Origin of the sequence: Arcicella aurantiaca, from assembly GCF_003148625.1 — a bacterium.
GTDB lineage: Bacteria > Bacteroidota > Bacteroidia > Cytophagales > Spirosomataceae > Arcicella > Arcicella aurantiaca.
Genome location: NZ_QGGO01000003.1, coordinates 299,770 through 311,213, shown reverse-complemented (window position 1 = coordinate 311,213; position 11,444 = coordinate 299,770). Strand labels below are relative to the sequence as shown.

Annotated in this window: 12 protein-coding genes; 10 read left to right on the top strand and 2 right to left on the bottom strand. The window is 33.9% G+C overall.

The features are described 5' to 3' along the window. The 8 genes from LV89_RS25010 to LV89_RS04485 all read left to right on the top strand — a co-directional run. Positions 1–324, top strand: a 324-nt coding sequence (locus LV89_RS25010; RefSeq protein ID WP_158279508.1) for a hypothetical protein, incomplete at its 5' end; no start/stop codon positions are given. 36 nt (positions 325–360) lie between these two features. After that, positions 361–537: a hypothetical protein gene (locus tag LV89_RS25485; RefSeq protein ID WP_170117751.1), complete on the top strand. Its 177-nt coding sequence runs from the start codon at positions 361–363 to the stop codon at positions 535–537. Further along, on the top strand, positions 534–1,391 hold the full coding sequence (locus tag LV89_RS04510; RefSeq protein ID WP_229201474.1) for a cbb3-type cytochrome c oxidase N-terminal domain-containing protein: 858 nt from the start codon (positions 534–536) through the stop codon (positions 1,389–1,391). Before LV89_RS25485 ends, LV89_RS04510 begins: the two co-directional genes overlap by 4 nt. A 32-nt stretch (positions 1,392–1,423) precedes the next feature. Beyond that, entirely contained in the window at positions 1,424–2,851 is a 1,428-nt protein-coding gene (gene ccoG, locus LV89_RS04505; RefSeq protein WP_109741661.1) for a cytochrome c oxidase accessory protein CcoG, read from the top strand. 270 nt (positions 2,852–3,121) lie between these two features. After that, on the top strand, positions 3,122–3,547 hold the full coding sequence (locus LV89_RS04500; protein WP_109741660.1) for a FixH family protein: 426 nt from the start codon (positions 3,122–3,124) through the stop codon (positions 3,545–3,547). Between the two features lie 75 nt (positions 3,548–3,622). Next, a complete protein-coding gene (locus tag LV89_RS04495) occupies positions 3,623–4,345 on the top strand; it encodes a sulfite exporter TauE/SafE family protein (protein WP_229201473.1) in 723 nt (240 codons plus the stop codon). Positions 4,346–4,440: 95 nt separating this feature from the next. Then, the gene (locus LV89_RS04490) at positions 4,441–6,030 is read left to right on the top strand and encodes a sensor histidine kinase (protein ID WP_109741659.1); all 1,590 of its coding nucleotides are present in this window, start codon (positions 4,441–4,443) and stop codon (positions 6,028–6,030) included. Between the two features lie 69 nt (positions 6,031–6,099). Next, a complete protein-coding gene (locus LV89_RS04485) occupies positions 6,100–7,158 on the top strand; it encodes a response regulator (protein WP_109741658.1) in 1,059 nt (352 codons plus the stop codon). 86 nt (positions 7,159–7,244) lie between these two features. Here the strand turns inward: LV89_RS04485 and LV89_RS04480 are convergent, their stop codons facing one another. Next, entirely contained in the window at positions 7,245–8,210 is a 966-nt protein-coding gene (locus tag LV89_RS04480; protein WP_109741657.1) for a hypothetical protein, read from the bottom strand. Positions 8,211–8,429: 219 nt separating this feature from the next. On the opposite strand from LV89_RS04480, the gene LV89_RS04475 reads away from it, so the two are divergent. Together LV89_RS04475 and LV89_RS04470 are read left to right on the top strand one after the other, a co-directional pair. Continuing rightward, positions 8,430–8,666, top strand: a complete 237-nt coding sequence (locus LV89_RS04475; RefSeq protein WP_109741656.1) for a helix-turn-helix domain-containing protein — start codon at positions 8,430–8,432, stop codon at positions 8,664–8,666. Next, the gene (locus LV89_RS04470; protein WP_109741655.1) at positions 8,632–9,471 is read left to right on the top strand and encodes a restriction endonuclease; all 840 of its coding nucleotides are present in this window, start codon (positions 8,632–8,634) and stop codon (positions 9,469–9,471) included. The genes LV89_RS04475 and LV89_RS04470 overlap by 35 nt, the downstream gene beginning before the upstream one ends. Here LV89_RS04470 and LV89_RS04465 read toward each other — a convergent pair. Continuing rightward, the gene (locus tag LV89_RS04465; RefSeq protein ID WP_211321146.1) at positions 9,435–11,285 is read right to left on the bottom strand and encodes an Eco57I restriction-modification methylase domain-containing protein; all 1,851 of its coding nucleotides are present in this window, start codon (positions 11,283–11,285) and stop codon (positions 9,435–9,437) included. The genes LV89_RS04470 and LV89_RS04465 overlap by 37 nt on opposite strands. Positions 11,286–11,444: the final 159 nt, after the last annotated feature.

The window sequence follows — 11,444 nt, the reverse complement described above, 5'->3', positions numbered from 1 at the left end:
AATGACTATGATATTCTTTTACAAACCATTAAAGGGTTTGAGCAATCTTGTAAAAATAACATAAAAGATTGGTACAACAACTTAGTCTCTACCCCACAAGCTCGTTGGTTGTATAGACTCAGAAAACCAAGTATTGAACCGACTTTTGCCATTATCAAGGAACTCTTTAATCTTAAAGATGAAAACCAATTACCATTCCATGGAGTAAATCGAGTAAGTGCTTATTTGCTCACTTGTACAATTACTTTACAAATAATGATGATTGACAATTATAACAATAATAGAAATATGGGTGATACAACTTCTTTTAGAACAAATTTCTAATTGTATCACCCCTCAACTATTAATTAAACTAAGGTCATGTTCAAACAATTTATTGATAAAATGCAGGGAGCTGATATTCCGATGATTACTTCCCTTCTCATATTTTTTGTATTCTTTCTTTTGGTAGGAACTTATTTATTTATTATTGATAAAAAACACCTTACCTACATGAGTCATTTACCACTCAACGAAGAGCAAACCATTATCAGATGAAAAAGATATTTATACTTCCATTATTATTGTCGTCATCCGCAATGAATGGAGCAGTTTTAGAAAATAACATTTTAGTAACCTCCACCACTGGAACAGGATTGTCGCTATTTGAGCTACTCTTGATGAGTGCTTTATTTATCATGTGCATTGTGTTGGTTTTTGTAACCTTTACACTTCGTCAATATGTACAAGCCTTAATTAAGCCGAAAAACCCAGAAAATTCTGTCTACATTCAAGCAATGGAAAGCAGAACTTTCTGGCAGAAATTCTGGAGTTTGAAACCATTGTCGATGGAAAAAGAGATAATGATTGAGCATGAATTTGACGGAATCTCAGAGTTAGACAACCCTACTCCGCCTTGGTTTATGTATCTATTTTATTCAAGTATTTTGTTCGCAGTTATTTATTTATTTGCGTTTCACCTTGTTGGCAATGGGCAAATTATGACCAATGAATACACCGAAGAAATGGCAGTTGCAGAGAAAGCTCACGAATTGTATATGAAAAAATTTGCTAATTCTGTCAATGAAAATAATGTAAAAGTATTGACTGACGCAAAATCGTTGGAAGACGGTAGCAAAATTTATACACAAAACTGTGTGGCTTGTCACGGAGATAAAGGGCAAGGAATTGTAGGACCAAACTTAACGGATGAGTTTTGGTTGCACGGAGGTTCAACAAAAGACATTTTCCATACCATTACAGAAGGCGTACCAGAAAAAGGGATGATTTCTTGGAAAAAGTCTTTGAACCCAATTCAAGTACAACACGTAGTAAGTTATTTAAGTACATTACAAGGAACAAAACCAGCTAACGCTAAAGAACCACAAGGTGATAAGTATGTAGCGAAATAATGCTTTAGGCTGTTAGCTTTAAGCACAAAATCATGAAACCAGCTAAAATAGATACTACCAATTACCGAGACCATTTATCCAATGTAACGCAAGCAGGGAAGAGAATCTGGATTTATCCTCGCATTGTAGCGGGTCAATTTTACAAGTTACGTACTTACTTTTCGTGGCTTTTGTTGGGTCTTTTATTGGGTTTGCCTTGGGTAGAAGTGGACGGACATCCAATATTTCTATTCAATGTTTTGGAACGTCGATTTATATTTTTTGGGGTAACGTTTTTCCCACAAGATTTTCACTTAGTTGCTATTGGCTTGCTCACTTTTATCGTTTTCATTATACTTTTTACCGTAATATTCGGTAGAGTTTGGTGCGGTTGGGCTTGTCCACAAACCATTTTTATGGAGATGCTTTTTCGGAAAATTGAGATATTGATTGAAGGTGACCACAACGCACAAAGACGATTAGACGCACAAGCTTGGACAACTGAAAAAATTTGGAAAAAAAGCCTTAAACATTTCATTTTCGTCGTTCTTTCCTTTGTCATTGCCAATGTATTTTTAGCGTATTTGATTGGGAAAAAGGCATTATTAGCCGTGATTTTCGATAATCCGCTCAATCATATTGTTGGATTGTTTTCTATCATCATTTTTACGGCGGTTTTCTATTTTGTATTTGCTCGTTTTCGTGAATTAGTTTGTATTGTGGTTTGCCCTTACGGACGTTTACAAGGTGTCATGTTAGATAAAAAATCCATCGTTGTGGCTTACGATTTTATTCGTGGGGAAATCAGAGGAAAACACCAAACTCCTACCGAAAAAGAAGTTGCTCTTGCTAAAAATGAACCCGTACATGGTTCGTGTATTGACTGTAAAATATGCGTTCAAGTTTGTCCGACGGGCATTGATATTCGAAATGGTACGCAATTAGAATGTATTGGTTGTACCGCTTGTATTGATGCTTGCGACGAAGTAATGGACAAAATTTCAGAACCAAGAGGTCTTATTCGCTATGCTTCCATTGAAGGAATTGAACAAAAGAAAAAGTTGAAATTCAGTGGAAGAATAGCCTCTTATTCACTTGTTTTGGTGGCTCTTTTAGGCATTTTAGGATTTTTATTAATCACTCGTAATATGGTTGAAACCACCATTTTAAGAGTATCAGGATTAACCTATCAAGAAAATAAAGATGGCACTGTAAGTAATCTTTATAATGCACAAGTATTGAATAAAAGCTATGAGAAAATGCCAATCCAATTTCATTTGAAAGGGAATTCGGGACAAATAAAAATGATTGGCAAATCATTAATGGTACAGTCGGGAGAAGTGGCAGAAACTTCGTTTTTCATTATTCTTCCTACAAAATCCTTGAAAGAAAGTAGCGTAAAATTAGAAATAGAAGTAATATCTGAAGGAAAAGTTATTGATGTTGTAAAAACTAAATTTCTTGGTCCTATTCAGGATTGATTTTGCCACGAAGACACGAAGGCTCTAATTTTAAAGGTTTTGCCACGAAGACACGAAGGCTCTAAGAATTTGATTATACGGAAAATCAGGATTTGGGGCTAACGCAGGCAGGGTTTGAACCCTGCCTGCGTTCATCAACCGTTTATTTGTCCCAATATCAATCATATTAGAACCAACTATTATAAAGTTTGAAGACTTTTAAACAAAACTTTTTCTGTCTTCGTGTCTTAGTGGCTAAAATCTCCTTCAAAAAACTAAACAAATAAAATCATGAACTGGGGAAAATCAATTGTACTGAGCTTTGTCGTCTTTGCCTCATTTATTGGCACAATGGCATACAAAATGGCAACTGCCAAAGTGGATTTGGTTAGGACTAATTATTATCAAAAGGAAATCGATTTCCAACAGCAAATCGACCGTGAAAATAATTCAGTTACTTTCAAAAACAATAAAGTCATGACCTATTCAGCAGAAAATCAAGTATTGAGAATTGGATTCCCTACGCCTGTTAGTAAAGGAGAAGTAACTTTTTTCCGTCCTTCAGACAAAGGTTTAGATTTTACTATACCCATTCAAAAAACTACCCCTTTTGATTATTCAACCCAAAAATTATCAAAAGGATATTGGAAAGTACAAGTAACATGGACGGACGGTAGAAGAGAGTATTATTTAGAAGATGAACTATTTGTGAATTAGTGAGTTGTGAATTGTGAATATGAAATTTCTAAAATCACAACTCACTAACTCACAAATCACAACTCATAAATAAAAATGAACATTTTATATTCAATAGCTTTCATGACTGGTTTGGCGGGTAGTTTCCACTGCGTGGGGATGTGTGGACCAATTGCCCTTGCCTTACCAGTCGGAAAGCTATCGTTTTTTCAAGCTACATTGAGCCGAATCCTTTATAATGTAGGCAGAATACTCATTTACAGCACTTTGGGAGGTGCTTTTGGCTATTTTGGTAGTTCATTTTTTGTTGCGGGTTTTCAGCAACAACTTTCTATTTTTATGGGATTATTGATATTTCTTTTCATCTTCCCCAATAAAATTGTTACATGGAGTCCTTTCCAAAAATTTACCTATTATTTAACCAATTCATTTCGTAAAGTTTTCCCCATTCAATCACCCATTGGCTTTCTTATTTTGGGTATGCTCAATGGCTTGTTGCCATGCGGATTGGTTTATGTGGCTCTCGCAGGAGCAGCGGCATCATCAACACCTACACAAGGAGCAATTTTTATGGCATTATTTGGTTTAGGTACAGCCCCAATGATGTTTTCGGTAAGTGTTCTACCTAAATTTTTAAGCCTGAATGTTCGTCAGAAAATCAATAAATATCTTCCTATTTACACTTTTTGTTTGGCTATTTTCTTTGTTGTTCGTGGGTTAAATTTGGGTATTCCTTATGTTAGTCCTAAATTTGAAAAGCAAACGGCTACTCGTACAATTCCCGTTTGTCATACCATCAAAAAAACTGATAGACAATAGTGTTTTAGGAATTAGTGGTTAGGCAATAACACCGTTTTGCATTTTATAGAATTAGACGTAAAGCCACTTATATAAACCCATCATTAAATTCGTTTATGAATCTTCCCATTAGTCAAGCACTTTTAGAAACCGTATTTGAAAATACCCCTTCATTTATGGGCGTGTATAATGTCAATACGCATGAGTTTGAATTTATCAATCAAACAGGACTAAATATGCTTTGCGTTACTGATTTAGAAGACTTCAAAAAGGTTTTTCCACACGGTTTCAGAAAGGATAAACTTAGTATTAAAGAGCATCATGAAATTGCGGAGCATTTACAGGATAACAAAGTTTGGTCAGAAGAAATAATCTTTGAAAACCGTGTAAAAGATGAATTCTGGGGAAACCTTCAAATATCATTATTCTATGATTCAGACACGCCCCACTACTTCATTAGAATTACAGACATTTCTTCTCGCAAAAAAACAGAACAACAAGTAAAAGACGAAGAAAACCGTTTTGAAGCCCTTTTTATGCACGCCGCCATTGGTATTATTATGGTAAATCGTGAAGGGAAAATTGTATTATCAAACCATTTTGCAGATGTTCTTTTTGGCTTTCAAAGAGGTGAACTTATGGGCAATCAATTAGATATTTTAATACCTCAAAATATCAAAGAACAACATCAAAAAACCTATCAAAGCTATACCCACAAACCGCAAGACAGAGCAATGGGCGTAGGTTTAGACTTGCACGGGAGAAGAAAAGATGGCTCGTTATTTCCTGTTGAAATCAGTTTAAGCCATTTTAAATCTGGCGATACTCCTTATTATATTTCGTTTATTAACGATACCACTTTCAAGAAAAAAGCCGAAACAGATTTGCTCAATAAAAACCACGAAATCAAGAAATTGAATGATAGTTTAGAAAAAGAAGTCATCAACAGAACAAATGCTTTGGTAGAAACTTTGAAAAGTTTAGAACATTCAAAATTAGAATTAGAAATTGCACTAAACAAAGAAAAAGAATTAGGCGAATTAAAATCTCGCTTTGTTTCAATGGCATCGCATGAATTTAGAACACCTTTGACCGCCATACAATCTGCGGCATCATTAATCGAAAAATATCAGAAAACAGAAGAACAAGACAAACGTGAACGCCACACGCAACGCATCAAAGCGGCGGTGGGTAATTTAACGGATATTTTAGAAGAATTTTTATCCGTAGGAAAATTAGAAGAAGGAAAAGTTGAAACCAAAATAAGTACCTTTGATTTACCAGAATTGATGCAAGAATGTATTGTTGACTTAACAAGTATTACTCGAAAAGGACAAAAAATTAACTATCAACATTCGGGTGATTTAATCGTCAAGTTAGATAAATCTTTATTGCGGAAAATTATCATTAATCTTTGCTCAAATGCCTTGAAATTTTCACCAGAAAATTCAACGATTGATGTTTTAACTGAGTGCAAAGTTGACCAATTGATACTGAAAATTGCAGATAAAGGCATAGGCATTTCGGCAGAAGACCAAAAGCATTTATTCGACCGTTTTTTCAGAGGAGCAAACGTTACCAATATTCAAGGAACAGGTTTGGGCTTGCATATCGTGGCTCGTTACGCCGAATTACTCAACGGGAAAGTTACCGTAGAAAGCGAACTAAATGTTGGTACAACCTTTATAGTCGTTTTAAATTTTTAGGTGCAAAAATTAGAAAAATATATTTGATTACACATTCAACTCTGGAAGCCAACAGCTAACACATTTATCATGAAAACAATCCTTTTAGTAGAAGATAGCGACGATATTAGAGAAACCACAGCCGAGATTTTAGAACTGGCTGGCTATCAAGTTTTGACGGCTGAAAATGGCAAAATTGGCGTTGAAGTTGCCCAAACTACCAAACCAGATTTAGTAGTTTGTGATATTATGATGCCTGTTTTAGACGGATATGGCGTTTTACATATTTTTAGTCAAAGTCCTGATTTACAAAATATTCCTTTCATCTTTTTGACTGCCAAAACAGAAAGAACCGACCTCCGCAAAGGAATGGACATGGGAGCAGATGATTATTTGACAAAACCCTTCCAAGAAATTGAGTTGTTAAATGCCATTGAAAGTCGTTTCAAAAAATTAGAAAAACTTTCAAATTCTTTTAAAAATACCCACGAAGGCATCGAAGAATTTTATCAAAAAGCTACTAAACACGCTGATTTACATTCTCTTTCGGCGGATAGAAAAGTATCAACTGTCAAGAAAAAACAACTTATTTATGCCGAAGGCGACGAGCCTATTAAGTTCTATTTCTTGAAACATGGAAAGATTAAAACCTTCCAAGCTAATAGAGATGGCAAAGAATTTATCACGGGATTATACAATTCTGGAGATTTCTTCGGACATATTGCTATCATTGAAAACACTGAATATCAAGAATCGGCGGAGGCATTAGAAGACTGTGAAATTATTGGCATTCCTAAGCATGATTTTTTGGAATTAATTACTCGTAATCAATCTGTTGCCAATCAATTTATTAAAATGTTGGCGAATGACATTCAAGAAAAAGAGAAATTACTCACGCAGATGGCATATAATTCTATCCGAAAAAGAACGGCAGATGCTTTGGTGATGTTATCAAAAAAATACAAAAGTGAAGGACAAGAAACCTTTGCGATGAAAATATCAAGAGACGATTTAGCATCGGTAGTTGGAACGGCAACGGAATCATTAATCAGAACATTAAGTGATTTTAAAGCTGACCATTTAATTGAAATTAGTGGGAGCGAAATCCGAATTGTAGATGAACGAAAATTGGTAAATTTAAGAGGGTAAAATCCCAAAAATATTTCACGTTTGTGAACGCTGTCAGGTTTTTTGAACCCGACAGCGTTAGAAATTGACAGTATTAATTACCTGTATTAATTACGCCCACCTCTACTTTCAGCAGGTCTGTCACCTCCTCCATTATTTCCTCTTGGTGGTTCTGAACGACCGTTAGAATTTCTACCATTATTGCTTGGTTCGGTTCTGTTTGCACGGTCACCTCCTCTACCTTGCGAATATCCACCATTATTATTATCGCCACGATTTGGTTCTACACGGTCATTACCTCTGCCTTGCGAATATCCACCACCATTATTATCGCCACGATTTGGTTCTATTCGGTCATTACCTCTGCCTTGCGAATATCCACCATTATTATTATCGCCACGATTTGGTTCTACACGGTTTGCACGTTCTCTATTATTGTCGTAAGCACCACCATTTCTTGAATTACCTCTGTTATCACGGTCGGCTCTTTCGTATCCACCTCTTTGGTTATTGCGATTATTATATTGGCTTCTCTCGGAATAATATCTACGAGCCACTTGATTTCTTTCATTTCTATACCAACCATTATAATTTGGACGTGGCACATAACCAAGCGTTATGCTTCCAAAACCTCTTTTATCGAATCTGAAGAAATCAAAACCACCTTGATAATACCATCTTGGATACCCACGGCGGTCGTACCCATAAACATCAAATCCGTAAAAAGAACGGTCATTATCGTATAATTCAATACCTACTCTACGGTTTAAATACACCACATCATCCCAAATTTCTTGTTGTTCCCAACTCGTAAAAATTCCGTCAGACTGATACGCATATTCTTTACGTTCCAAATCCTCCAGACGACGATACAGAATATTAGATTCATTACGAGTTATCTGTCCCCTTTGAATACCATCGCTGATACGCACTCTAATATCCCAATGCCAATCAAACTCATTATCATAATAATATCTGTCATCATCATATCCGTAACCCTGATTGCCATATTGTGCTATTGCCGATGAAATAGTTGAAATCACTATCATTACGGCTACCATGTATTTTTTCATTTTCGTGATTGGTTAAATTATTTATTTGTCCATTAGAACAGAAAAACAGCCAAAGTATTATTAACGACTTGTTAATGAGGTGTTAATGTTTTGTTAATTGACAAATGAAGGGGGATTTACCCCTAAGATTAGTATTTTTCATTTCAATTATTTTAGTGTTAGTCTCAAATGTTACTTATAGTCTTTGATTTATAGTCAACAAATTTTGAGTTTTGTGTTATGGATGTTAAAGGAAAAATAGGACAAAGAATTAAGCATTTACGAGATATTTCGTCAATGTCACAAAAAGACTTGGCTTACTCTGCTGATTTAGATAGAAGTTATATTGCTTCGGTTGAAAACGGTAGTCGTAATATATCCATTGTAAATATTGAAAAAATTGCCACTGCACTAAACGTAACGCTAAAAACCTTTTTTGATTATGACGAATTTGATAAACCTACAACAAGCCATTAATGAGATTAAAAAATCCATTGAAAATGCCATAAAAACAGCAGGAACAGAGGGTAAAAACAATCTTATTCGTAGCCAAAAACCCATAAAATTACTGCACGAAATTGTCAAATCTGAGCTAATTAAAAACAATGTCAATCCAGAATTAATCTGTCCTAAATTGTCAGAAAGTCATGGAGAACTATCTCTTGCAGGCTTTTTTAAACGTAAAAATCAAGACGTTTCCATTATTCCCAATTATATAGCTAAAACAGAGGAAACTTTAAATTTTGAAGGAATTCTTTACGGACAAAAAGATAATTATGGCTTTGATTTTACAGAACAAACCTTAACCATTAATGTCAGAAGTCAGTTGAGTAGTTCAGCAAAAAACTTTGATACTCTTTATGAACGAACCTTTGCCGAAGCATTAAATCTACATTTACGTTGCGAGAAGATGGTTTTAGGAGAATTTTATATGATTTCAGTAAATGAATATGATAGTAATGAAGCGAATAAGAAAAATGTAAAGTACAAAAAACTCACCAATGTTGATAAACACATTGAAAAATATTTACTTTCGTTTGGAGCAGTTAATGGGCGAAATGACACGAAAATAGACCATTATAAATATGAACGAGTTTGCTTATTAATTGTGGATTTTAGTCAGACTATTCCAAGTATTCATCATACTGACGAAGAATTAAAAAAAGATAATTTATTACCTAAAAACTCAATAGCCAGTATTGAAAAATTAAGTTTTCCTAATTTTACTACTGATTTGCTAACTATTTACGAAACCAGATTTGGCAAAGGTAAATTCAATTGATATTTCTCAATTAAAAACTCATCTATTTCCTGTTTATCATTCAATAATTTTAGGATATTAATTTCCTCTTTCGTAAGCGTTGGAATGGTAAATTTCTCAATAAAATTTTTCTGATAACAAGGATAACCGCCTTCAATGGATACACTCGTTTTACTTACATAATAGTGCATCAAATAGGAATTCAAGATTTTCTGAACCACTGCTATATTTTCTATTAGTGTTAAAGGGTTTTCGGGTTCGTCGAATAAAGAAAAGGTTGTCTTTGGTTCTCTAAAAAACAACCCATATCCATTCGTAAAGAAGGCATCTTCCTCTTCTACTAACAAAAATCTTGGAAATTGACTAAACGTAGGATTTAAAATTCTTTTGCCAAACTTATTCAAACCTTGCGTTCTTCCCCAAACAAAAAATGGCTCATATTTCACCTTTCCTTTGTCTCTGGTCGATAAGTTTTCTTTTTCAGACAATAAATAAGTATAGCATTTAGGGTATTTTGTAGCAAATTCTTGTTCTGAAATTGGCGTAGCATTTCCTTTACCAATATGATAAGGACAAATAATTCTCTTCGTATTATTTATGATTTCTGCTTGCGATTTAAAATTCGATATTTTGTAAACCAATTTAGTTATCTCTTTCTCAATTTCAAATGTCCCATTTTCAGTAGTTTTTAAGAAAAACCCATCTTTTTCTATACTTCCATCTACAAAAAAAACATCATCTTTTAACGTTGCAATACCCACACAAATATCAAAAAGAATACTTATTGGCGTACCTATATTTTCAATGATTTTAATATTTTTCTGTTCGTCTGATTTCAATAAACGCCATTTTTGGCTATTCAAATCCTTGAAATAATTAGGAGAACCATTGACAATTGATAAAAAATCTTCAGGTTTATAACCGTCCTTTATTCTATCAAAAGTAAGTGCTTCATTCTCTTTTTTATTCAAAAAGGTTAAAGCCGTGTACGTTTGAGCATCAAAAACCTTTTTATGACTAAAATCAATAATCCGAGAAACACATTTTTTCTGTTGAAAATAATTACGTAGTGAAAAACCCGCCAAAGACGTAAAATAATTATTGGGCGTAATAAAACCCAATCTACCCGTTGGCTTCAAAAGTTGATACCCTAATTCAAAAAAAGCAAAATAAAGATTAAATGTACCACCCTCAATAGTCGTCCAATTTTTGGCTAAATAAGTTCTATTTTCTTCTGAAAGGTCCTGAAATTTCACATAAGGAGGATTACCAATAATAATATCAAATTGTGTTTTCCATGTAGCTTTTAGACTATCTTGAGTATATAAATTAAAATCTCTTTCCTCTAAATTTTCACCATTTTGCAAAGCATAAATAGTCAATAAAAGTTTAGTTCTGTCAATATTGTAATCCAATATATCCGAACCAAAAATATTCTCTTGAACCGTTTGTTTTATTGACTTACTGAATGTGCTTTTATAGTATTCTGCGAGTCCAATTAAAAATGCACCACATCCACAACTTGGGTCGAGACATTTATCTTTTTCTTTAGGTTTAAGCTCATTAATAATAAAATCAACAATATAATTAGGTGTAAAAAAAGCTCCATTAACTTTTCTATCATCAACAGGAATTAAAAGTTCAAGGTAATTTTCGAGGTCTTTTATCGTTGTAATTTCAAGGTTATAAACATCAGAGCAAACTTTTTCATCTTGCTGAAAATCAATAAAATATCTATTCAAAATCGAATTATCAGCATAATTAAGTTTGTTGTTTGTCAAATAACAAAAAATCAAATGCTTCTCAATTTTATTGAGAAAATATGATTTAAGCATTTCATTTAAAACTCCCTTTTTCATCCTTATTTAATGTTGACTTTGAGTAACAAAGATAAAAAAAAATGCCCACAAAAACATTACCGAACCGTAAATTGCCAACAAAAAAGGCGACCTCAAAACTGAAGTCGCCTTTCCCCACAAACAACAAACTCTAAT

Excerpts from the sequence above, each read along its gene's own strand:
- LV89_RS04490 (WP_109741659.1), top strand. The coding sequence starts at position 4,441 with ATGAATCTTCCCATTAGTCAAGCACTTTTAGAAACCGTATTTGAAAAT.
- LV89_RS04465 (WP_211321146.1), bottom strand. The coding sequence starts at position 11,285 with ATGCTTAAATCATATTTTCTCAATAAAATTGAGAAGCATTTGATTTTT.
- LV89_RS04475 (WP_109741656.1), top strand. The coding sequence starts at position 8,430 with ATGGATGTTAAAGGAAAAATAGGACAAAGAATTAAGCATTTACGAGAT.
- LV89_RS04495 (WP_229201473.1), top strand. The coding sequence starts at position 3,623 with ATGAACATTTTATATTCAATAGCTTTCATGACTGGTTTGGCGGGTAGT.
- LV89_RS04500 (WP_109741660.1), top strand. The coding sequence starts at position 3,122 with ATGAACTGGGGAAAATCAATTGTACTGAGCTTTGTCGTCTTTGCCTCA.
- LV89_RS04470 (WP_109741655.1), top strand. The coding sequence starts at position 8,632 with ATGACGAATTTGATAAACCTACAACAAGCCATTAATGAGATTAAAAAA.
- LV89_RS25485 (WP_170117751.1), top strand. The coding sequence starts at position 361 with ATGTTCAAACAATTTATTGATAAAATGCAGGGAGCTGATATTCCGATG.
- LV89_RS04480 (WP_109741657.1), bottom strand. The coding sequence starts at position 8,210 with ATGAAAAAATACATGGTAGCCGTAATGATAGTGATTTCAACTATTTCA.
- LV89_RS04485 (WP_109741658.1), top strand. The coding sequence starts at position 6,100 with ATGAAAACAATCCTTTTAGTAGAAGATAGCGACGATATTAGAGAAACC.
- ccoG (WP_109741661.1), top strand. The coding sequence starts at position 1,424 with ATGAAACCAGCTAAAATAGATACTACCAATTACCGAGACCATTTATCC.
- LV89_RS04510 (WP_229201474.1), top strand. The coding sequence starts at position 534 with ATGAAAAAGATATTTATACTTCCATTATTATTGTCGTCATCCGCAATG.